This window comes from Campylobacter taeniopygiae (assembly GCF_005406225.1).
Classification (GTDB): Bacteria; Campylobacterota; Campylobacteria; order Campylobacterales; family Campylobacteraceae; genus Campylobacter_D; species Campylobacter_D taeniopygiae.
In genome coordinates this window covers 115,872-138,540 of record NZ_NXLY01000001.1, presented here as the reverse complement: position 1 = coordinate 138,540, position 22,669 = coordinate 115,872, and the positions used below count along the sequence as shown (strand labels likewise).

General features: G+C 29.4%; 26 protein-coding genes. 12 read left to right on the top strand and 14 right to left on the bottom strand.

The window, feature by feature from the left end; translation table 11 throughout:
* Window position 1 precedes the first annotated feature (1 nt).
* From CQA75_RS00745 to CQA75_RS00720, 6 genes are all read left to right on the top strand, one after another.
* Complete coding sequence (locus CQA75_RS00745) at window positions 2-1,012, top strand: hypothetical protein (protein ID WP_137623144.1); 1,011 nt, start codon at window positions 2-4, stop codon at window positions 1,010-1,012.
* A 146-nt stretch (window positions 1,013-1,158) separates the two neighbouring features.
* On the top strand, window positions 1,159-1,467 hold the full coding sequence (rplU, locus tag CQA75_RS00740) for a 50S ribosomal protein L21 (protein ID WP_137623143.1): 309 nt from the start codon (window positions 1,159-1,161) through the stop codon (window positions 1,465-1,467).
* A 10-nt stretch (window positions 1,468-1,477) separates the two neighbouring features.
* Window positions 1,478-1,732, top strand: coding sequence for a 50S ribosomal protein L27 (gene rpmA / locus CQA75_RS00735; RefSeq protein WP_002800974.1), 255 nt, complete (start codon window positions 1,478-1,480; stop codon window positions 1,730-1,732).
* 312 nt (window positions 1,733-2,044) lie between these two features.
* Window positions 2,045-3,091 carry a GTPase ObgE gene (gene obgE, locus CQA75_RS00730; protein ID WP_137623142.1) on the top strand — a complete coding sequence of 349 codons (1,047 nt, stop codon included), beginning with the start codon at window positions 2,045-2,047 and terminating at the stop codon, window positions 3,089-3,091.
* Window positions 3,078-3,314, top strand: coding sequence for a hypothetical protein (locus tag CQA75_RS00725; protein WP_137623141.1), 237 nt, complete (start codon window positions 3,078-3,080; stop codon window positions 3,312-3,314). The genes obgE and CQA75_RS00725 overlap by 14 nt, the downstream gene beginning before the upstream one ends.
* A 96-nt stretch (window positions 3,315-3,410) precedes the next feature.
* The gene (locus CQA75_RS00720) at window positions 3,411-3,854 is read left to right on the top strand and encodes a DUF411 domain-containing protein (RefSeq protein WP_137623140.1); all 444 of its coding nucleotides are present in this window, start codon (window positions 3,411-3,413) and stop codon (window positions 3,852-3,854) included.
* An 18-nt stretch (window positions 3,855-3,872) separates the two neighbouring features.
* Here CQA75_RS00720 and CQA75_RS00715 read toward each other — a convergent pair whose 3' ends face one another.
* The 8 genes from CQA75_RS00715 to CQA75_RS00680 form a co-directional block, all read right to left on the bottom strand.
* Complete coding sequence (locus CQA75_RS00715) at window positions 3,873-4,373, bottom strand: TlpA family protein disulfide reductase (protein WP_137623139.1); 501 nt, start codon at window positions 4,371-4,373, stop codon at window positions 3,873-3,875.
* Window positions 4,334-4,819: a TlpA family protein disulfide reductase gene (locus tag CQA75_RS00710; RefSeq protein ID WP_137623138.1), complete on the bottom strand. Its 486-nt coding sequence runs from the start codon at window positions 4,817-4,819 to the stop codon at window positions 4,334-4,336. The genes CQA75_RS00715 and CQA75_RS00710 overlap by 40 nt, the downstream gene beginning before the upstream one ends.
* Entirely contained in the window at window positions 4,816-5,469 is a 654-nt protein-coding gene (locus CQA75_RS00705; protein ID WP_137623191.1) for an ABC transporter ATP-binding protein, read from the bottom strand. The genes CQA75_RS00710 and CQA75_RS00705 overlap by 4 nt, the downstream gene beginning before the upstream one ends.
* On the bottom strand, window positions 5,465-6,586 hold the full coding sequence (locus CQA75_RS00700; protein ID WP_137623137.1) for an ABC transporter permease: 1,122 nt from the start codon (window positions 6,584-6,586) through the stop codon (window positions 5,465-5,467). Before CQA75_RS00700 ends, CQA75_RS00705 begins: the two co-directional genes overlap by 5 nt.
* Window positions 6,576-7,871 carry an ABC transporter permease gene (locus CQA75_RS00695; protein ID WP_137623136.1) on the bottom strand — a complete coding sequence of 432 codons (1,296 nt, stop codon included), beginning with the start codon at window positions 7,869-7,871 and terminating at the stop codon, window positions 6,576-6,578. Before CQA75_RS00695 ends, CQA75_RS00700 begins: the two co-directional genes overlap by 11 nt.
* Window positions 7,861-9,264, bottom strand: coding sequence for a Fe-S-containing protein (locus tag CQA75_RS00690; protein ID WP_137623135.1), 1,404 nt, complete (start codon window positions 9,262-9,264; stop codon window positions 7,861-7,863). Before CQA75_RS00690 ends, CQA75_RS00695 begins: the two co-directional genes overlap by 11 nt.
* A 184-nt stretch (window positions 9,265-9,448) precedes the next feature.
* Window positions 9,449-9,985: an iron transporter gene (locus CQA75_RS00685; protein ID WP_137620299.1), complete on the bottom strand. Its 537-nt coding sequence runs from the start codon at window positions 9,983-9,985 to the stop codon at window positions 9,449-9,451.
* Window positions 9,982-12,045 carry an FTR1 family iron permease gene (locus tag CQA75_RS00680; protein ID WP_137623134.1) on the bottom strand — a complete coding sequence of 688 codons (2,064 nt, stop codon included), beginning with the start codon at window positions 12,043-12,045 and terminating at the stop codon, window positions 9,982-9,984. Before CQA75_RS00680 ends, CQA75_RS00685 begins: the two co-directional genes overlap by 4 nt.
* A gap of 220 nt (window positions 12,046-12,265) precedes the next feature.
* Between CQA75_RS00680 and CQA75_RS00675 the strand changes: the two genes are divergently transcribed.
* The 6 genes from CQA75_RS00675 (at window position 12,266) to map (ending at window position 16,878) form a co-directional block, all read left to right on the top strand.
* Complete coding sequence (locus tag CQA75_RS00675; protein WP_137620297.1) at window positions 12,266-12,448, top strand: YjfB family protein; 183 nt, start codon at window positions 12,266-12,268, stop codon at window positions 12,446-12,448.
* A gap of 119 nt (window positions 12,449-12,567) precedes the next feature.
* Window positions 12,568-13,716 (top strand): Na+/H+ antiporter NhaA, encoded by a 1,149-nt coding sequence (gene nhaA, locus CQA75_RS00670; RefSeq protein WP_137623133.1) that lies wholly within the window; start codon window positions 12,568-12,570, stop codon window positions 13,714-13,716.
* Window positions 13,713-14,882 carry a Na+/H+ antiporter NhaA gene (gene nhaA / locus CQA75_RS00665; protein WP_137623132.1) on the top strand — a complete coding sequence of 390 codons (1,170 nt, stop codon included), beginning with the start codon at window positions 13,713-13,715 and terminating at the stop codon, window positions 14,880-14,882. The genes nhaA (CQA75_RS00670) and nhaA (CQA75_RS00665) overlap by 4 nt, the downstream gene beginning before the upstream one ends.
* Window positions 14,883-14,896: 14 nt before the next feature.
* Window positions 14,897-15,370 carry a C40 family peptidase gene (locus CQA75_RS00660; protein ID WP_137623131.1) on the top strand — a complete coding sequence of 158 codons (474 nt, stop codon included), beginning with the start codon at window positions 14,897-14,899 and terminating at the stop codon, window positions 15,368-15,370.
* Complete coding sequence (murI, locus tag CQA75_RS00655; protein WP_137623130.1) at window positions 15,367-16,110, top strand: glutamate racemase; 744 nt, start codon at window positions 15,367-15,369, stop codon at window positions 16,108-16,110. The genes CQA75_RS00660 and murI overlap by 4 nt, the downstream gene beginning before the upstream one ends.
* Before the next feature lie 9 nt (window positions 16,111-16,119).
* The gene (gene map / locus CQA75_RS00650) at window positions 16,120-16,878 is read left to right on the top strand and encodes a type I methionyl aminopeptidase (protein WP_137623129.1); all 759 of its coding nucleotides are present in this window, start codon (window positions 16,120-16,122) and stop codon (window positions 16,876-16,878) included.
* A gap of 1 nt (window position 16,879) precedes the next feature.
* On the opposite strand, the gene CQA75_RS00645 is transcribed toward map, so the two are convergent.
* From CQA75_RS00645 to tkt, 6 genes are read right to left on the bottom strand one after another with little or no spacing between them, the layout of a single operon-like run.
* The gene (locus CQA75_RS00645; RefSeq protein ID WP_137623128.1) at window positions 16,880-17,380 is read right to left on the bottom strand and encodes a flagellar FLiS export co-chaperone; all 501 of its coding nucleotides are present in this window, start codon (window positions 17,378-17,380) and stop codon (window positions 16,880-16,882) included.
* Between the two features lie 57 nt (window positions 17,381-17,437).
* Entirely contained in the window at window positions 17,438-18,031 is a 594-nt protein-coding gene (locus CQA75_RS00640; protein WP_137623127.1) for an ABC-type transport auxiliary lipoprotein family protein, read from the bottom strand.
* On the bottom strand, window positions 18,031-18,924 hold the full coding sequence (locus CQA75_RS00635; RefSeq protein ID WP_137623126.1) for an MlaD family protein: 894 nt from the start codon (window positions 18,922-18,924) through the stop codon (window positions 18,031-18,033). Before CQA75_RS00635 ends, CQA75_RS00640 begins: the two co-directional genes overlap by 1 nt.
* A gap of 2 nt (window positions 18,925-18,926) precedes the next feature.
* A complete protein-coding gene (locus tag CQA75_RS00630; protein WP_137623125.1) occupies window positions 18,927-19,649 on the bottom strand; it encodes an ABC transporter ATP-binding protein in 723 nt (240 codons plus the stop codon).
* Window positions 19,649-20,761: an ABC transporter permease gene (locus CQA75_RS00625; RefSeq protein ID WP_137623124.1), complete on the bottom strand. Its 1,113-nt coding sequence runs from the start codon at window positions 20,759-20,761 to the stop codon at window positions 19,649-19,651. Before CQA75_RS00625 ends, CQA75_RS00630 begins: the two co-directional genes overlap by 1 nt.
* A gap of 1 nt (window position 20,762) precedes the next feature.
* Entirely contained in the window at window positions 20,763-22,661 is a 1,899-nt protein-coding gene (gene tkt, locus CQA75_RS00620) for a transketolase (protein WP_137623123.1), read from the bottom strand.
* Window positions 22,662-22,669: the final 8 nt, after the last annotated feature.

The window sequence follows — 22,669 nt, the reverse complement described above, 5'->3', positions numbered from 1 at the left end:
AATGAAATATTTTTTTATTTTAATAGCTTTTTTGTCTTTACTTTGGGCTGAAAATCAAAATATTATAAAAGCCCAAAATGAAAAAAATGTGATTATTTATGATTATTCTCCTGCTCAAGATATCAATTTTAGCAATATTCAAAGCCTAAAAACACTTCCGCATCAAAGATCTAAATTTCAAAAAATTATGCAAGGTGTTGGGACAGGTCAAACAAGAGAAGATGCTTTAAATAACGCCTTAATTGATGCCTTATCTAAGCTTAAAGGTATTTCAAAGTTTAATTTAAGACAAGAAATTAAAAGTATTGATGTTAAATTTTCAGCCTTAGGGCAAATTGTTCAAAATTCAAAAGATACGCTTCAAAATGTAAGTAATGGGCGTATTGATAGTTATGAGATCACTTCTGCTGAAAATAATGGCACAAATTGGAAGGTTAAAATCTTAGCTTATAAATATCTTTACCAAAATGATCAAAAACCAAAATTAATACTTTTTGATGAAAATTATGGAAAATCTGGAGAAAATTTAACTCAAGCTTTAAATGATATTTTTTCTAACGATGCTTATTTTGCTCTTTTGGAAAGAAAAAATGATTTTAAAAGCGAAGATAAACTTATCGAAAGTGCTCAAGGTTCTAGTGATGAAAGCTCTAAGCTAGGGAATGTTTTAGGTACGGATTATATTTTAGAGTATAAAATTTTAGATGCATCTAAACAAAATAGCTATATTACTTATCAAAATGATAAAAAATTAAAGATAAATATCTCTTTCAAACTTATATTTTATCCCACAAGAGAGATAGTATTGTCAAAAACTCTAAGTACGAATTTAATACTTACTTATGATGCTCAAAAAGAACAAAAATTTTGGGAAAATACTGCTTTAATGATGCAAAAATATATACAAAATTCTCTTTTTAACGCTAATACATCAGAGGAAAATAAGCAAGACAAAGGCAAAGATTCTACCTATAAGCTTCATGAAGGTGGTGGGGTTGATCTTGGATTTTAGTGTTGTTTTGATTTTTTAATTTGCAAACTTTTAAATTCATTAAATATTAAAGAAAAATTTTATAAAATTAAAGTTTTTCTAAACCATTAAAGCTTTTAAATCCTAATTGGTGCTTTATGGTACTTACCAAATTATAAGGAAAAGCAATGTATGCTATTATGAAACACAGCGGAAAGCAGTATAAAGTTAGCGTTAATGATGAGTTAAAGCTAGATCACTTTGAAGCTGAAAGCAAAGCTATTATCGAAGTGAATGAAGTACTTGCAATTTGCGATAAAGATATTAAGGTAGGTGCGCCTTTCGTAGCAGGTGCAAAAGTTGTTTTAGAAGTGATCAATCACGGAAAAGATAGGAAAGTTGTAATTTATAAAAAAAGACGCAGAAAAGATTCTAAACTTAAACGAGGTTTTAGAAGACAATTTACTCGCGTTATAGTTAAAGATATTAAAGCTTAAGGAGTAAAGAATGGCACACAAGAAAGGTCAAGGTTCAACTCAAAATAATCGCGATTCTATTGGTCGTCGTTTAGGTGTTAAAAAATTTGGTGGCGAATTTGTTAGAGCTGGAAATATCATCATTCGCCAAAGAGGAACTGCAACACATGCAGGTAATAATGTAGGTATGGGAAAAGATCATACTATCTTTGCTTTAATTGATGGTTTTGTTAAATTTGAAAGAAAAGATAAAGATAGAAAAAAAGTTTCTGTTTATCCTGCTTAATTTCTAGGCTTTTGCCTAGAAAAATCTTAAATTTTTATCCAAAATTTAAAATTAGATATTTTTTTTAAACAAGTTAATTTTAAAGATTATAAATTTCAAAAAGTACTTAAAATCAAATTTTACTATAATATTTTTAGCTTATAATATCAAGATTTTAATCTAAAATATTAATTTTTGACGATGTTAAAATTTTTTAATTATAGTAGTTTTTATATAAAATAAGCTAATGAGAGTTTTGAGCTATTGTAAAAATTATTTTGAATTTTATTTTCTTTTGATATACTTCTTTTTAAAATTTTTTAAGGTTTTTTTATGTTTATAGATAGTGTTAAGATTACTTTAGCTTCAGGTGATGGAGGCAAAGGTGCTGTGAGTTTTCGTCGTGAAAAGCACGTTCCATTGGGTGGTCCTGATGGTGGCGATGGTGGAAATGGCGGAGATATCATTTTTATATGTGATAACAATACTCATACCCTTGTTAATTTTAAAGGCAAAAAAGAACTTCGCGCACAAAATGGTGCAGCGGGTATGGGGCGTAATAAAAATGGAAAAAAGGGTGAAAATTTAGAACTCATCGTTCCTGAAGGCACTCAAGTTATTGATGCTCAAAGCAATGAAATTTTACTTGATTTAACTAAAGAAGGGCAAAGAGAAGTATTTTTAAAAGGTGGCAAAGGGGGGCTTGGAAATACTCATTTTAAACACGCAACTAACCAACGTCCTGACTATGCACAACCTGGCATAAAAGGAGAGAGTCGTTTAGTAAGACTTGAACTTAAATTGATCGCTGATGTGGGGCTTGTGGGCTTTCCAAACGTGGGAAAATCGACTCTTATTAGTGTAGTTTCAAACGCAAAACCTGAAATTGCGAATTATGAATTTACCACATTGACGCCAAAACTTGGTCTTGTTGATGTGGATGAGTATAATTCTTTTGTGATGGCAGATATTCCTGGTATTATCGAGGGTGCAAGTGGAGGTAAAGGTTTAGGACTTGCTTTTTTAAAGCATATAGAAAGAACATCTTTTTTACTTTTTGTATTGGATCCTTTAAGAGAAATGTCTTTAAAAGAGCAATTTATAGTGCTAAGAAATGAGCTCGAAAAATTTTCCAAAGAGCTCTTTAAGCGTGAATTTGGTATTATGATTTCAAAAAGTGATAGTGTGAATTTAGGTGTTGATTTTGCAGAAGCGATTGCAGAGAATATAGTAAATTTAAAAGATTATTTAAAAAGTATAGAAGATCCGCAAAGTTTTTTAATTGAGGTTTCAAGTCTTGAAAAAACAGGGCTTAAGGAGCTTAAATTTATGCTTTTAGAAGAGATTAAAAAGTTAAGGGAAAAACATGGAAAAAGATGAAAAAGATGAAAAAGATGAAAAACTGAAAAAACTTAAAAAGCAACGTTTAGCAGGCATATTGTTTTTAGTTGTAGCTTTGGTGCATTTTATCGGGGCATTTTTTATATTATTGCTCGGAAAAGAGTCAAGACTTATTTGGAGTGGGATTTGTTGGTTGGTTATTGGAGTTATTTTTACTGCTTATAGCCAATATCGATTAAGTCAATTAAATAAAAAAAATTAATTTTGCACAAAAAGATTTACTTTGTTTAAAAGTAAAATTTGATATATTGTTAATTCAGGTTGCATAGTTAAAATAATGAAATTTAGGGAGTAGAAAATGAAAAAAGTAATTTCAGCTTTTGTTGTAGTTGCAAGTGCTTGTATTTTACAAGCTAAAAATTTAGAAATTTATGAAAGTCCTACTTGCATGTGTTGTGATTATTGGACGGCTTATATGAAGAAAAAAGGCTATAGTGTAAATGTGCATAAAACAGATGATTTTCTAAAAATTAAAGATCAATATGGCATCAAAAATGAATATCAAAGCTGCCATACAGGGATTATTGAAGGCTATGTCGTTGAAGGACATGTTCCTGAAAGCGCTGTAGCTTGGCTCCTTGAAAATAAACCAAAAGACGTTATAGGAATTTCAGCTCCTGGAATGCCACAAGGAAGCCCTGGAATGGAACAAGGCTACAATGAAAAATATCCCGTCATTTTAATGAAAAAAGATGGAAGTTATGAAATTTACGGCTATTTTTTAGGAGATCAAAAGCTTTAATTATTTAAAAGGATAAGATTAATTTTTTATCCTTTTAATTTCATTTTCAAGCATATGATAAGGTGTCAATCCTATAAATTTTTTATTCATTTTTCCTGACTCAAAAAAACTAATTACAGGAACTCCATAAATACCGCCTATGGAATCTGAAAGATATTTGGCTGCATTTTTTTCATAGAATAAAGTTAATTGAGTTAAGCCTTTTTCTTTTGCCCAATTTTTTGCATCATCTAAATTTTTTGCATCTCCTAAAATCACAAAAACATTAAAATTATAATTTTGGATTAATTGTTGTAAGATTTTGATTTGTTCTTTGCATACTCCGCAATCTTTGGTAAAAAACACCAAAGCAAAATTTTCATCCTTTTGATTAAGCTTTAATGTTTTCTCAAAACCATTGTAGGAAAAATTATAATTTTTATGATCTAAGCTTTTAAAATTTTCTCCATCGCTGCAAGCTATAAAAAATAAAGCTGTGATTAAAGCAATGAAATAAGCTTGGACTTTAAATTTTCCCAAGGTGTTTCTCCTAAAATTCTATCTTTTATAATTCCATTTTTAATGATTATAGTTGTTGGCGTTGCAAATACGGCATATCTATCTTGCGTTATTTTAAGATCATCTTTTAAAATTTTAACCTTTTTAAAATCAAATTTTTTTGCTAAAGATTGTATGGTTTGTATATCATTGGCTGAATTGATCGCATAAACGCTAATTTTATCTGGATAATTTTGCGCAAATTCATCTAGATAAGGCAGTTCCTTTAAGCAAGAAGAACAACCATTTTGAAAAAAAACTAATACTTTTAAAGAATTTTTATCATCATTTAGTTTAATTTTATCTCCTAAAAGATTTTTAGCTGAAATTTCTGTAGCCACTTCTCCTATTTTTGTGCTTTTTTTATGATTTTCAAAAGAACATGCATTGAGTAAAAATAGTGCAATAAAAATACATAAAAATTTCATTTTAAAACCCCATGGTGTAAGCATATGGTTCTATCGGCAAATTTAGCTAAATCTGGATTGTGCGTGATTAAAACAATAGTTTTTCCTTCATTTTTGAGTTTTTTTAGGGTTTGAAGAACGATTTCTTCATTGGCTTCATCTAAATTTCCTGTGGGTTCATCCGCAAGTAAAATTTCAGGATTATTGATTAAAGATCTTGCGATACAAACTCTTTGTTGCTCCCCTCCGCTTAGTTGATTAGGAAGGTGATTTAAACGATGTGAAAGACCAACTTTTTCAAGCATCATTTTTGCATCTTCTTCATCAATACAAGAGTGATAATATTGAGAAAGCATCACATTTTCTAAAGCATTTAGATAAGGGATAAGATGAAATTGCTGAAATATAAGTCCTATTTTCTCTCTGCGTAATTGTATTTTTTGCTCTTCTTGAATTTGTTCTAAATTTTGCCCATCTAGGATATATTGACCACTGCTTGGGGTGTCCATTAGAGATAAAATATTTAAAAGTGTGGATTTGCCACTTCCTGATGGCCCCATAATGGCAAGCCATTCTCCTTGATAAACATTTAAATTAATATTATTTAAAGCCTTAACTTTGCCAAAATTTTTGCTAAGATTTGTTATTTTTATTAATTCTTTCATTTTAATCACCTTTCAAATTATCACAAATATTAATTTTTAAAGCCTTTTTTATAGGTAAAAAAGCGGCAAAAAAAGCAAAAGCCAAAGAAATAATGATAGATATTAATACCGCTTTAAATCTAAAGTCAATACTGGAATTAAAAATTAAATAACCAAAAATATTGGCTAAAAATATTCCACAAAATGCCCCTATAATGCTTGCTATTAAGCTCACAATAAAACACTCACTTGCAAAAAGTTTAAAAATTTCTCTCTTTTTAGCTCCTAAAGCTAAACGCAAAGCAATTTCTTTTTTTCTAGAAAATATGATAGAGCTTAGCGTGGTATTAACACTGGTTGTGACTATGATTAAAACAATAATGACGATTAAAAACATTAAGGTTTTTATTTTTTTAAGAACCAAATTTTCACTTAAAGATACCGATGATATAGGTTTAGCGTTAATAGTATGATCGCTGATAGCTTGAGTTTTATTCCAAACGCTTTGAAAATCACCATCGACTATAGCATTAGCATAATTAATACCTTGTGTATCGCTTAAATTTTGAATCACATTTAAAGACGCTAAGGCTATACCATCGAATTCATCATTGCTTGAAAATATAGCTTTTATGGTTAATTTAACACTTTTTCCATTATTTGGATTATAAATTTGCAGCTCATTTCCTACTTTAAGATCTAATTGTTTGGCTAGATTAATACCTAAAAAAACAGAATTATCACTAAAATCTCTTAAAGAAAAACTTCCATCTTTTATCTCTAAAAAAGGTTTAGTCAGTCTTAAGGCTTTAAAATCTGTTCCTAAAACAACCGCACTTGTGCTACCTAAATTTAAAAATTCATATAAAAATGGAGTTAAAGCCCTAGCTTTTAATTTCTGTTTAATTTCTTCATATTTAGCGTTAGAGATAAAATTTTCATCCATATTTTTAGAGCTTATAATCACATTTGCCCCGTAAGCTTTGAGTTCTTTAGAAAGTTTTGTATCTATGTCAAAATAGATATTTAAAAATGCTGAGCAAGTTAAGGCACCTATGAAAATGGATAAAATAATGATAAAAAGTCTTTGATAAGAAAAACTAAGACTTTTAAAAAGTTCATTTAGAAAAAATCTATTTTCCATAAAGCACCTCTACTGGAGAAAGATTGGAAATATTTCTTATAGGGATTAAGCAGCCAATTATAGCTATTAAGCCAGCAAAAATAAGACTCAAAGGTAAAGCGATAAAAGCAATATTGATAAAATAACCAAAAATATTAAGACTGATGATTTCTGAAACTCCTATGCCAAATACAAATCCAAAAATTGCAGCGATAAAAGCTACAATTAAATTTTCGCTTGAAAAGATCAAATAAATTTGAAAAGTATTAGCTCCAAGGACTTTTAAAAGGCCTATTTCTTTTTTTCTGCGATGAATTTCTGAATTCATAAGGCTTGAAATAGCTATACTTGAAATGATAATACAAATAATGCAGGTGATTGACATTAAAGATTGAATTTTTTTAACGATTAAATTTTGAGCATCGCTTATAGCATTTAGCACTTTTACATCAGATCCTGGAAGTCCATCTTTGATTTGACTAGCAATAGAACCTACATAAGCAGAACAATACCATTTATCGTATTCAACTTGATCGAGTTTTTCTTCTCCTAAGCGGCGTACTTTTTCAGAAAGTGAGGATTCAGGTATAGTAAAAGCTCTAACTTCAGCGCTTGAATAAAGCCCTTGTTTATTAAGTAATTCTTGAGCAAGATGTAAAGGAGCGATGATTTTATTTGACATTTTAGGATTTGTATGCAATAAAATTCCTACAATCTTAACTTCTTTTGAAATATTATTTTCTCCAAGGAGTGTTATATTTTGTCCTATTTTTAGTTTGGAATTTTTAGCCAAATCTTCACCGAGCATGATTTCATTGCTATCATCTTTTGCCCAGCTTCCTTCTACTTTAAGATAAGGATAAAGGGTTTGAATTCCTGTTACAAAATCATCATCGTCTTTTATTTTAATTGCTTTACTAAAATAAGTCCCATACAATAGAGTTTTTATAGCCTTATCATCATTTTTAACAGTGATTTTACCATCTAAAAATGGGGCTAGGGCAGTGATGTTATTACGCCAATAAATATCTTTAATCATATATAAATTTTTCTCTTCAAGATAGTTTTTATTTTTTAAGGGTTCATAAATTTCATTGCCTATTTCAATGTTTAAGTTAGAACCTTTAGGTAAAACTAGTATATTTGATCCATAACTTTTTAATTGTTCTGTGACTTCATTGCCTATACTTAAAGTAATATTTAGCATGATGCAAAGCAAAAGAGTGGCTAAAAAACAAGTAAGAAAAGCTAAGAATTTTTGAATTTTATTTTTAAAAATAGAACTAAGGATTATTTTAGCTAACATCGCTTCTCCTTTGGATTAAAAACTTAGCTTCTGTATCCCCAATAAATTTTAAAGGATCTTTTTTAAATTCTTCATAGTTTTTTTCATTGATAAAATAATAAGTAATTCCTTTATAACTATAAGAAAAAGGTGCTTTTATGTTAATCAGTTTATCTTTTGAAACAGGATCGCTAACTTGAATTTCTTTGATTTGATTAAAATAATTAGATCCAGCAATGACATCTTTTGCATCAATAATAATATTTTTACCATCATAAGTATATTTTAAAGGAATAGGATTGCAACCACCTGATTTACCTAAGCTTGGTAGAAAAATACGGACATTGCAAGAAATGCAGATTAATTCCCCATCTTTTTTAATATACCCCATATCTCCGCAAATCATACAAGCATCAAAAACAGCAACAGGAGAGTCCCTATCTTCTCTTTTATTGATTAGAAAAAATCTCACAACCTTACCTTCAGCTGTTACATAGGCAAACCTATGAAGTTTATTATCCCTTAAAAGAGCCACATCAAAGATAAATTTACCCTCAGCGTTAGGTAAAATTTCTTTAGGTTCATCTATAACCAAAGGTTTAGAACTGATCATAAAAAAATACAAAACAATACAAAAACTAACTATACAGCTTATAAAAACGCTTGAAAAATAAGAATTGATTAGATGATTTTTTGCCTTATCTTTGCGATACTTAATATCTAAAATCGTATGCTTATTGATATTGTTTTGGCGAATTTTTAAACTTAAAAAAGCAAGAATAAGGATTAAAATGATATAAAGATAAATTTTAAAAGTACCAAAATAATTGCTTTTTCCAACAAAGCTAATTAAAAAAGTTTCAGTATCAATAATTGAATTTCTCATCAAAGTGAGTAAGATGTTAGCTAAAGCACGATCCATTTCTACAAAGATAACGATACAAAAGACAACAAAACTTGCTTTTTTATTGATTGTTTTTTGCCATCTTAAAAAGAAAAAGATTAAAATACAAATAATGAAAGCTAAGAATATAAAACCTAAAGATGTAATTGTTTGACTATCCAATAAAGAATTGCTAAATATAGGCAAATCTTGATTGATGTAATAATAATTTAAAGCTATGCAAAAACTTAAAACGGTCGATAAAACTAAGTTTAAAACTTTAACTTTTTCCCAAAAATAAAATATAAAACTTGCAAGTAAAGAAGCTATAAAAATAAAATTGAGATTAAATATCAAATTATCAGTTTTTAAAAATTGTGCGGATATAAAAAATGCAAAATACCCAAATAAAAACCCTAAAAAAACCGCTATAAAGCTTTTTGTAATGTATTTTTTGTCAGGATTTATAAAAGCTATTAAAACGCTTAAGGGCAAAATATTGGAAATAAAATTGACAAAATATATGCTCATAATCTTTCACTTTTTTATATTGATAAGAGTTATTATTACATAAAAAACTTTAACAAGTGTAAAAAATAAATAAATTTTTGTATAAAGATTTTTAAGATATTAAAATTAATTAAGATTTTATTTTTTAAAGAATAAGAAGTATTTTTAGAAATTCTATTATTAAGAATTTCTAAAAATTTGGGAATTATTTAGGTGTGCCTGTGTATTTAAATTTGTAATCAACTTTAAAAGGTTCAAACCATTTACCTACGCCAGTTTCTTCATCAACATGGCGTCCAAATCCTTGTTTTTCAGGATTTGAAATATAAAAAGTGAGTTCATAATTACCCACTCCAAAACCACCTTTTTTGTCTTTTTCCATAGCGATATTAGCACCATAATGAGGACCATCATCCGCAACCATAGGCATTAAAGTTCCGCGTTTAATGGCTCCAGTATCTGTATTTTTAAGTTCATAAGCTATGGTTAGATAAGGCATCCAAAATCCTTCAGGAAAGCCATTAGGATTATTTTTAGTTGCGTGAATATCTGCTTCTAAGTGAATATCTGCTAAAGATGCTGCAAGATCAATTCCTCTTGGTTCCATTTCGATTGGTTGAAGATAAACAGCGGCTATTTCCATCCCATTTAATTCTTTTGGATCGCCAATTGGCACTTCACCTGCAAAAAGATTGATACTTGCAATCGCTGCTATAGCAACGCTTGATAAAATTTTTTTCATTTTACTCCTTTTTTTGAAATTTGTTTTGTGATTAAAATACCAATAATCAATAAAATTAATACTATAAATTGAGGAATTAAAGTTTCATAGTAAGGATAAATTCCAAGCCATAATATAGGTTCAAAATTCATAAGAACTAAACTAGGAAGGATGATTTTTCCTTCTATAAGCTCTGCTATGCCCTTGCCTGTAAAAACAAATACCATATAAAAGATTATATAAGAGGTGATATAAAAAAATTGCTTAACAGGGATGCGAATAGCTCCTGCTTTTAAAAGAAAATATAAAACAATTAAAATTAAAATTCCAAGTCCAAGTCCCCCAAATATAGCACTTAAATCCGTACTGGTTTTTGCATCAAAAAGCAAAGCTTGATAAAAAAGAACCGTTTCCGCACCTTCTCTATAAACAGCTAGAAAAACGGTAATCCAAAGTGTTTTTGCGCTATTGTTTGAAATAGCATCAATTGCACCTTGCTTGATAAAACTAGCCCATTTTTTATTTTGTGCGTTTGAAAGCAACCAAAATCCAACATAAAATAATAAAAGAACAGCTATAAGCATAGTAATGCCTTCTATAAGTTCTCTACTTTGCCCCGCATTTTCTTTAAAAAGCCAAGAGACAGCAAAAGCTGTAATAAAGCTGAGTATGATTCCGGTAAAAAGTGCGCTATAGGCTATATTGAGGCGATTTTTATTGCCACTTTGAACAAGATAAGATACGATAGCAACAACGATAATTAAAGCTTCTAAACCTTCGCGTATGATAATTCCTAAAGCCCATATAAAAAGAGAATAAGGCGTAGAATCTTGAATTTTATCTATACCTTGTTGGATGAATTTTTCTAATTCATCAAAAGTAGCTTTAAGTTCTTTTTTATCGGCACTATTTTTGATTAATGCAACACTTTGAGAAAATAAACTTTCGATTTTTAATTTCAAATTGCTATCAACAGCACCTATTTTATTTTCCATTCCACTGGCTTCAAAAATATCTAAATAGGTATTTTGTAAATCATTGATAGCTGAAATATTAAAACCATCGTAATTATTTAAAATTTCATTTAAGGCAAGTTTGATATCATCTCCGACTTTAGCGTAATCTTTTCCTTGATTTTCATCGTTAAAACCTTTTAGTCTTAATTTTGAAAGTTCTGAATTTGGAATTTGTAAAAATGTATCAAAAAGCTGTTGTTCTATGCCATCTAAACCATCTCTTAATTTTTTTTCATCAAGTTTTCTATCATCAATTTCACGTATCAAGGTTCTTAAAGCTTGTTGGAATTTTTGATCATTTCCAGCTTTGGTAAATTTATTGATTAGAATTTCAACTTTTGTATTACGATAATCATTAAATAAAGCATCATTTAATAAATTTTTACTCTCATCATAATTTCCATTTTTAAAAGCATTTGCAGCAAGGGTAAATTTGGTTGAAATATTATCAAGAATAAATTGCAATCTTGCGTCCATAGAGGCTGCCGCTTGAAGATCGGAATTGATATCATTGGTTTTTAAATTTGATGAACTAGTTTGGATATTAGAATTATTGTTTGAGCTGGGTTTAACACCTGTAATTTGGGCAATTAAAGCTTCAGCATCAGCTTCTCTTTTAGCATTAGCCTCTAAACTTGATTTTTCAGCCGCTGCTTTATCATAATTGGTTTGACTAGCTTCTGCTTTTAACCTATATCCATTTTGTAAAATAGGAGCCACTTCATCTAAGTCATAATAAAGGCTTTCAATGAGTGCGTTGATTTGATCTAAAGGAGCTTTTTCCTTATACATACGACGCAAATTAATGAATTTACGCTCCATAGTGATAGCTTTTCGACCTATATTTCTACCTATAGGACCTTCCATATTTTCAAAATGTTGAAAATAAGCATCTTCGCTTAATTTTTTTGCTTGTCCATTATCGCCTTTTTTATATACATCCAAACTTTGACTAAGGATATTTTTAATAATATTTGTTTCAGCTATATAATCATCAACCTTAGCAAAAACAGCTGTTGTAGAAAAAAATAAAAAATAAAAAAGCATTATTTTAAAAATTTTCATTGTGATTTGCTCCAAAATCATGTATTTATAAAAATAATATTTATTATCAATATAGAAGTATAATACCAACAATCTTAAATAAGACTAAAAAATAATTTAAATACAAGGTTTTATTGTAAATTTTAAAATATTTAAAAAATTTAGGTATTAATTTTTAAAAAATATTTCCGATATTGTTTAAACGTCTTTTATAAGGCTACATCAAAATAAGGAGGATGTTATGATTTCAGATGCAACCATGAGTAATGCAAACTTATTAACAGCGGTTAATACTTCAGTATTAAAAAAATCTATGGATACAAATGAAACATTAATGAGTAAGCTTATTGAAGGTATGGAGAATGTCTCTGAAGCCTCCGCTCCACAAGCTTCTAGCTCTAGTGGTTTAGATATTTATGCTTAATATCTAATCAATTAGGATGCAATTTGTATCCTAATAAATTATTTGAAAATAATTATTTCTTTAGTATTTTTTAGTTATAATCATACAAAAATAATTTTTAGTTCTAGGATGGGTTATAAATGCATATAATTAAAAAAATAATTTTAAGTGAAACTTTTCCTGGAATTTTGCTTATATTTTTTACTCTTTTAGCTTTATTGTTTAAAAATTCTTCTCTTGGTTTTTATTATGCAGAAATTTTTCACGCAAATTTAACGATAGGTTTTGAGAATTTCAAAATCGCAAAGTCTTTAGAACTTTGGATCAATGATGGATTAATCGCTATATTTTTTCTTTGTATCGGCCTTGAGTTAAAATATGAAATTTTACGCGGACAGCTTAAAAATATAAAATCAGTTTCTTTACCTTTATTTGGAGCTTTAGGAGGTATGATTTTCCCCGCTTTGATTTTTACTTTAATCAATCATTCCCATGATTTTGCTATGCAAGGTTGGGCTATTCCAACAGCTACAGATATAGCATTTGCAGTGGGAATTTTAATGCTTTTAGGAAATAAAATTCCATCGAGCTTAAAGTTATTTTTACTTTCTTTGGCTATCTTTGATGATTTGGGTGCAATTATTATTATCGCATTATTTTATACGGATCAACTCTCATTTTTGGCTATTGTAATTTGTTTTTTATGTATCTTGGTTTTATTTGTATTAAATTATCTTCATTTTACACACTTATCCTTATATGTTTTAATCGGAGTGATTTTGTGGGTAGCAATGCTTAAAAGTGGAGTACATGCTACTTTAGCAGGGGTGATTATAGCTTTATTTATACCTTTAGATACATCCGATAAAAAACCTTATTTGCATGCAGTTTTAAAGGATTTAAATCCTTGGGTGATTTATTTTATTTTGCCTTTATTTGCTTTTGCAAACGCAGGGGTTGATATTAAAGATATGGATGCGAGTGTTTTAGTTTCACCTGTAAGTCTTGGAATTATGCTAGGTTTATTTTTGGGAAAACAATTAGGGGTTTTTTCTTTTTGTTATCTTGCTATCAAATTAAAACTTGCAAAACTTCCTGAAAATATAAAATATTCCAAATTTTATGGAGTTTGTATTTTAACAGGCATAGGCTTTACTATGAGTTTATTTATCGATGGTTTAGCGTATAAAAATAGTGATATTTTTGAACATGCTGATAAATTAGCTATTTTATTAGCGAGTTTCATCAGTGCCTTAATCGGCTTTATATATCTTAAGATAATCAAATGAATGGTGTTTTTCAAAAATTAAAAACTCTCATTTTAAGCGAAGCTTTTGGCGGAATTTTACTTATTGTTTCTACTTTACTTGCTTTATTGATCCAAAATGGATTTTTTAGTGAACATTATCGTAGTCTTCTTAATTTAAAAGTGGGATTTAGTGTTGGCGAATTTGAACTTAATAAGCCTTTTTTGCTTTGGGTAAATGATGGACTCATTTCGATTTTTTTCTTTGCAATAGGTCTTGAGCTTAAAAAAGAATTTTTACATGGAGATTTTAAAAATCCTAAAAATATAGTATTGCCTTTTATAGCGGCTTTAGGAGGTATATTAATCCCTGCTTTATTTTTTACTTTGGTTAATTTAGGCGATATATATACCCTTAAAGGTTGGGCTATCCCAACAGCTACAGATACCGCTTTTGCTTTAGCGATATTGATGATGTGCGGAAAATATATTCCATCGAGTTTGAAAATTTTTTTACTTTCTTTAGCGATTTTCGATGATGTTGGGGCTATTTTAATTATCGCAATTTTTTATACCACCAAACTTTCTATTTTTGCTTTTATCATTGCTACAATTGTTATTTTTATAATGCTTATGCTTAATGTTTTTGGTATTACGCGGAAATCTTTTTATTTTATTTGTTCGTTAATTCTTTGGATCAGTGTTTTAAAAAGTGGAGTGCATGCTACTTTAGCAGGAATCATTACAGCTTTTTTTATCCCTATGGTTACTAAAGAAGGCAAACCTTTTTTAGAAGATATTTATGAAAGTTTAAAATTTTGGCTCAATTTTGTTATTTTGCCTTTATTTGCTTTTGCAAATGCGGGGGTGAATTTGTCAAACATAGATTTAAAAGCTATGTTTTCTGGAGTGAGTATAGGGATATTTTTTGGACTTTTTATAGGAAAGCAATTAGGAGTTTTTGTCTTTTCTTATTTTGCTATAAAATTTAAATTAGCTCATTTGCCTCAAGGATCAAATTTAAAACAACTTTATGGAGTTTGTATTTTAACGGGTATAGGCTTTACTATGAGTTTATTTATCGATGGTTTGGCTTATGAGGTAAGCGATATATTTCATTATGCAGATAATCTTGCTATTTTAATTGCTTCATTTTGTTCTGGAATTTGGGGCTTTATTTATCTTAGATTTTTTGCAAATCGTGCTTAAAAAAGGAGAAACAAATGAGACAACTTTTTTTTATTTTTTTAGCTTTATTTTTTATCACAGGTTGTAGTTTTTATCCTAATTTTGCTTTCATGGGAAAACCAAATTACCATTATTCTAATGTAGAATCTAAATTAAAATCTATTGCCTATGAATGGAGAAAAACTCCTTATGTTTTAGGGGGCAATACTAAAAGAGGTGCTGATTGTTCAGCATTTACGCAAAAAGCTTTATTGGAGTTTAATGCAAAAATCCCAAGAACAACTGTCACTCAATTAAATTCAGGCATAAGGGTTTCTAAGTCTCATTTAAAAGCTGGAGATTTAGTTTTTTTTAGAACGGGTAGAGGGCCAAATGGCATGCATGTAGGAATTTATACAAGCAAAGGCAATTTCATCCATCTTTCTTCTAGGGGTGGAGCTAGAGAAGCTAACTTGAGTAATTCTTATTGGAAATCACGTTATATAGGCGCTAGAAGATATATAAGATGAAAATTGGAGTTTTTGATAGTGGTGTAGGAGGACTTAGCGTCTTAAAATCTCTTTATGAAGCGAATTTTTTTGATGAAATAATTTATTATGGGGATACCGCAAGAGTTCCTTATGGAGTAAAAGATAAAGATACGATTATCAAATTTTGTTTAGAGGCTTTAGATTTTTTTAAAAAATTTCAAATTGATATGCTTATTATTGCTTGTAATACTGCAAGTGCTTATGCCTTAGATATATTGCGACAAAATGCTAATATCCCAATATATGGAGTAATAGACGCTGGAGTGGAGGCTACAAAAAAAGCATTAAAAAGTAAAGATGAAAAAATTTTAGTGATCGCTACAAAGGCAACTATTCAATCACAAGAATATCAAAAACGTTTAAGCGAACAAGGTTTCACTCAAATAAAGGCCTTAGCAACTGGGCTTTTTGTCCCTATGGTTGAAGAGGGTATTTTTGAGGGGGAATTTTTACAAAGTGCTATGAAATATTATTTTGAAAAAGTTCAAACTCCAGATGCTTTAATTTTAGCTTGTACCCATTTTCCTTTTTTAATGAAATCTTTGAGTGATTATTTTGGTCAAAATACAAAATTAATCCATTCAGGTGATGCTATAGTTGATTTTTTGAAAGAAAAAGAAAAATTAATTTATAAAAAAGATAAAGCACTATTGCATTTTTATGCTTCAAGTGATGTACAATCTTTAAAAAATACTGCTAAAATTTGGTTAAATTTATAAGGATAAATCATGATAGAATTAAAAAAACCGGCAGAAATAGAAAAACTTAGAAATGCAAATCAAATCGTCGCAAAAACTTTGGATTTTCTAGAAAAAGAAATAAAAATTGGAATGAGTTTAAAACAAATTGATCAAATGGCAGAAGAGTATATATTAAGCTTAGGTGCCAAACCTTCTTTTAAGGGACTTTATGGCTTTCCAGGTGCAATTTGCACTTCTTTAAATCAAGTTTGCATCCATGGAATTCCCGATGATAAAATTCTCAAAGAAGGCGATATTTTGGGTATAGATGTCGGCACAATGCTTGATGGGTATTATGGCGATGCTGCTAGGACTATTGCTATTGGTAAAATTTCTTCTAAGGATGAAGCTTTGATCGCTTGTGCTAAAGATGCTTTGTATTATGCAATTGATATTATTAAAGATGGAATGCGTTTTAAGGAGCTTTCGGCTGCATTGGGTGAATTTATTACTTCAAGAGGTTTTGTTCCGTTGCGTGGATATTGCGGACATGGAATAGGGCGCAAACCTCATGGGGAGCCTGAAATTTTAAATTATTTAGAAAAAGGGGCTAATGCTAAAAGTGGGCCTAAGATAAAAAATGGAATGGTTTTTTGTATAGAGCCTATGATATGCCAAAAAGATGGAACTCCAAAGCATTTTAATGGAAAATGGGATGCGGGCAGTGCCGATGAGTTAAACACTGCCCATTATGAGCATTGCGTTGCAATTGTTAATGGAAGAGCAGATATCCTTTCTGCTTTATAAATTATCTAAAAAGATTTTTAAAATCCATGCTTGAGTCATACATTCCAGCATTATCTATGCTTTGACCCATGATGATTGCATTAGCAAGATCAGCTAAAATATTTTTTATTTCATCTCTTTTATCTTGAATATAAGCTAAAACACCTTCATATCCAGCTTTTTCTAAGATTAAAAGAGGATTTGAAATTTCAAATTCAAAAAGTTTTTTGCCAACATATACATTAAAAATATTTCCAAAAAGTGCAGTTCCCATGAAAGAACAATTTTGGATAAGTTGTGAAGTGGTTGCATCTAAAGTGCGTTTTTGTAAATCATCAATTTGATCGTCGAGTCTTTGAGTGATACTTTGTTCAATTTTTTTAAGGGCAAGTTCTAATACTTGCAAGGCACCAATAAAATCATTTGCATCGTTTATTTGTGAACAAATTTGATTTGCTTTAAATTCTCCTACAGCCTCAACTTCCCCTAAATGTTTTTTTAGTATATCTAATTCATTTTTCATCTTTTGCCTTTCAAAAAAATATTGCTAAATTTTTAAAAGCAAAAAGTGTTCCTACTTTTAATCAATATTAGAATTAATCCATAGAACAATATCCGTGGTTAAAGAATTTAAATTTTTTTCAAAAGATTGATAAATACTTGAAATATTATTTTGCTCAATATTTTCTTTATGATTAAAAAATCGATGAACAATAATTTTATTTTCTTTAACATCGATAAGATTAACACTTACGGCAATTTGTGTATAATTTTGCTTTGAGTTAAGAATTTGTTCAAAAGAATCAATTCTGCTTTCAAGAATATAATCAGCATTTAATGAGCTTTGCGAGGAAATAACAGCTTTAAATATTTTAGTTTTTTCTAGTTTTGATAAAAGAAAAGATCGATAAAAATTACTAGGCAAATCCGCCCAAAAATGATAAGCATAGGTATTGCTTATATTGTTTTGTGTGTAAATGATTGATTTTGAATTAAGATATAAAGGCAAAGTGGCACTTTTGATTTTTAAAATCTTAGTTGTTTTTTTAAAAGGGATATTAGAAGAAATTTCATCGTTTTTTAAAATAAACATTTGAGTTTTATCAACTTGATTATTTATAGAGCATCCATAAAAAATAAAACTTAAAATAAATATATATAAATATTTTTTCATTATCTTTCTCCAGGTCCTAGTTGAGGTTTTTCTTGTTTAAATAAAATATCAGAAGGGCTTCTTTGTAAATTTTTTATCAAAAGATCGCTTTCTAATAATACTTTGTTTAAAAGTTCTAAATTTTGTTCAATATTTTGCTTTAAATCATCATAAGAATCTATTTTTGAATTGGCTTTTTTGGCGAAGGAATTTAAAGCAATCACTCCTTCTTTGACGCTTTTTAAAATTTCATTAAAATTTTTAGCAGCAAGACTTATATTATCTGCCATTTGCCCTAGCTTGAAACTCGCATTTGTAATATTTTGGCTCATTTTTTGCGAATTTTCATTTAAATGAGAACTTATTTGAGCTAAATTATTTAAAATAAGTTCTAAATTTTTTAAATTTTGCTCACTCAAAAGCTCTTTAGTTTTTAAATCAGCAGTTTTAACCAAAGAAAAAATGTGTTCACTTTGTTTGTCTATAGCAGCTAAAAAGCTTTCTTTAAATTGAATAATTGGAGGTTTATTTTTATTGTGGCTAGTAAGTTCGGGACTTTCTTTACTTCCTCCTTGAAGTTGTATGAATTTAAGTCCTGTAATTCCTTGAAGTTGCAAGGTTGCATATGTATCTTGTTTTATAGGAGTATTTTTCTTTACTTTAATTAGAATTTTAACCCCTAAACTATCTCTTTCTTCTATGCTGATTTTTTCTACACTTCCCACCTCTACCCCTAAAAGTCTTACAGGTGCTTTGATACCAAGTCCTGCTACAGATTCTTGAGTATAAATTTCATAGTATTTAAAACTTTCTTTTTTGGAGTATCCGCCAAGCCAAAGTATAAATGCTAAACTAGCAAAAAACAATCCAAATATAAAAATTCCTACAAAAAAATAATTGACTCTATTTTCCACTTTTACTCCATAAATTTTTTAAAAAGTTTTTCATTTTGTATTTTAAGATCTTCATAGGTCCCATAAAAACCCACTTGAGTGTTTTCTAAAATGATAAAACGATCAAGCAAGGTTTTCATACTGTCTTTATCATGAGTTACTAGCACAATGCTAAGATTAAAAATTTGTTGTAATTCTAAAATGAGTTCATCAAATTCTCGGCTACTATGTGGATCTAAACCCGAAGTAGGTTCATCAAGAAAAAGCAATTTGCTATCTAAGGCTAAAGCTCTTGCAATGGCCACTCTTTTTTGCATTCCTCCGCTTAATTGGCTTGGAAATTGCCTTAAAACACTTTCATTTAATCCAACCATTTTAAGTTTCATAAGAACTAATTCTTTGATAGAATTTTCATCCAATTGAGTGTATTCTTTTAAAGGAATAGCTATATTTTCATAAACATTTAAAAAACTAAAAAGAGCAGCAAATTGAAAAACTACTCCCCATTGTTTTTGTAAATTTAAAGCATTTTTTTCACTGATATTTTTAAGCTTAAAGCCTAAAATTTCATACTCTCCTTCATCAAAGTGTTCTAAAAGTAACATTTGTTTGAGTAAAACGGATTTGCCACTCCCACTTCCACCTAAAATACCAAAAATTTCATTTTCTTTAACTTCAAAATTGATTTTATTGTGGATTATTTTTTGATCAAATTTGGTCGTGATATTGCGTGCTTTAATAACCATCAAATTCCAGCCATAGTTAAAATAATCGAAAATAAAGCATCAAATGCTATCACCCAAAAAATAGTACTCACAACACTTTTTGTGGTATAAATTCCTATGCTTTGTGTGGTATTTTTTACCTTAAAGCCATTAAAACAAGCAATCGCACCAATTAAAAAACCAAACATTGGAGCTTTTGCAAGACCTATGATGATATGCTTTAATTCAACCGCTTCTTTAAAACGCCTTATAAATTCTGAAAAAGAAATATCAAGGTTTATTTTTGCTACTAACATTCCACCTAAAATACTTATAGCATCGCTTAGAGCGACTATTAAGGGCATAGAAATGATCAAGGCCATAACACGAGGAATAATGATAAAATCAAAAGATCTAAAGCCCATTGTATTCATTGCAGCAATTTCATCTGTTATTTTCATCACTCCAATTTGAGCAGTATAAGAACTCGCACTTCTTCCGGCTATTATAATAGCTGTGATTAAAGGAGCAAGTTCTCTAGTGGCTGAAATTCCTATTAGATCAACAATAAAAATATTAGCCCCAAATTGTACTAATTGATAAGCCGCTTGATAAGCAAGGACAATTCCAATTAGCATTGCAGTTAAAATAACAATAGGCAAGGCATTAAATGCTGAGTTTTCTATATGATATAAAAAAGATACAAAGCGGAAATTTTTAGGATTTTTAAAAGACAATACAAGGGAGATAAAAAAAGCACCTATAAAATGGATAAAATCTTTTAAAATTATAAGAAAATTAATGCTAAGCATCCCTAAAGATATAAATATTTTTTTAAAATCAAATGAGTTTTGTTTAAAATCGCTTTCTATTCTTTGATAATTTTTTTCACAAAGTTCAAATAATTTTTCAAAACGAGAATTTAACCCCTGTTTTAATATAGAAATATTATTTTTTTTAAGATCAAATTCTAAAGCAAGAAAAAATCTTACTCCAGCCATATCAATTTCTTCTAAGTTGCTAAAATCAAAAACACATTGTGTGATTGAAATTTGAGATAAAAAATCGTGAGTTTTTAATCTTGAAATGCTTGTTTTATTCCAAATTCCAAAAATCAATATTTTGTCTTTTTGAAATTTGAAATTCGCAGTCATTTTATTTATTAAGAATAAAATTTAAAAGCTTAGAAACGCTAAAACCAAAATGCTCAAATACATCTTTATCTTTTCCGCTTTCTCCAAAACTTTCTATTCCATAAACTCTGTGACAAAATTTATAAAGCTCATGAGAACTTGCTGCTTCAACCCCTATAACTTCACCTTGTAAAATTCTTTTTTTATAGTCATTTTCTTGCTGATTAAAGAGTTCAAAACAAGGCATCGAAACAACGTTACAAGTAATGTTTTGTTTCGCAAGTTCATTAGCAACATCTAAGCAAAGCGAAACTTCACTACCGCTAGAGAATAAAGTGAATTTAGGATTTTCATCTTCTTTAAGCAAATAAGCTCCATTTTCAACATCTCCAAAAACAGGCTCACTTAGAGCTTTAAGTTTTTGGCGTGAAAGTACAAAAGCGCTTGGCATTTGTTTATTTAAGGCTATTTTCCAAGCTTTGACATTTTCAACCCCATCCGCAGGTCTAAAAGTTAAGCAATCAGGCATAGCTCTAAAAGTGCTTAATTGTTCAATAGGTTGATGAGTAGGGCCATCTTCTCCAACTCCGATACTATCGTGAGTGAAAATAAAAAAGTGTTTTATCTTCATCAAAGCAGCAATTCTAGCAGCCGGTTTTAAATATTCGCTAAAAATGAAAAAGGTTGCTGAAAAAGGTAAAAATAGACCATATCTAGCAAAGCCATTATTAATAGCTGCCATTGCGTGTTCTCTTATGCCAAAATGGATATTTCTTCCTTCTACAAAATCTCCCATTTCATGAAGTTCTGTTTTATTTGAAGGACCTAAATCCGCACTTCCACCCAAAAAGCCTTCTAAATTTTTGGCTAAAATATTTAAAATTTCTCCATTACTATCCCTTGTAGCAAGATCTTTACCTTTAAAATTAGGATATTGTATATTGCTAAAATCAGGCTTTAAAAGTTTTTCTAAAAGTTCTTGTTTGTTAGAATTTTTAAGTTTTTCTTTCCATTTTGCTTCTTCTAAGTCTCCAAGTTCTATGGCACTTTCAAAACGAATTTTTGCTTCTAGTGGAATTTGAAAGGTTAAATTTTTATCAAAACCTATTTTTTCTTTAGCTTCTTTAATGATATCCTTGCCCAAAGGAGCACCATGACTTTTATGGCTTCCTTCAAGTTTTCCAGCACCTTTAGCAATGGTTGTTCTTGCGATAATAAGGCTTGGTTGCTTAGAATTTTTTGCTTTTTCTAAAGCTTTGTTAATTTCTTCAAAATTGTGTCCATCGATATCTTGAACTTCAAAACCTTGAGATTTAAAACGCAAAGCAACATCTTCATTAAATGCAAGACCTACATCTCCTTCTATAGAGATATTATTGCTATCATAAATAAGTATTAAATTATCAAGTTTATGAAGTCCTGCCAAAGAACAAGCTTCATAAGAAATTCCTTCTTGTAAGTCTCCATCACCACAAAGACAATAGATTTTATGATCGATTAGATCTTCTCCAAGCATTTTTTGAGCTTTTTTAGCAGCCATAGCAAATCCAACAGCATTGGCCACACCTTGTCCCAAAGGACCTGTTGCAATTTCAATGCCCGTCGTTGTGATCTCTGGATGACCAGGGGTTTTAGAATGAAGTTGTCTAAAATTTTTTAAATCATCCAAACTTAAATCATAGCCACTTAAATGTAAAAAACTATAGATTAAAGCACTTGCATGACCACCTGAAAAAACTAATCTATCGCGATTTAGCCAGTTTGGATTTTTAGGATTATGTTTTAAATGATAACTTAAAACACTTAAGATATCAGCTAAACCTAAAGGCGCACCTGGGTGACCAGAATTTGCCCTTTGGATCATATCTGCGCTTAAAAATCTTAAAGTATCTGCTTGAATTTTTAAAAATTTTGTATCCATTCTCAACC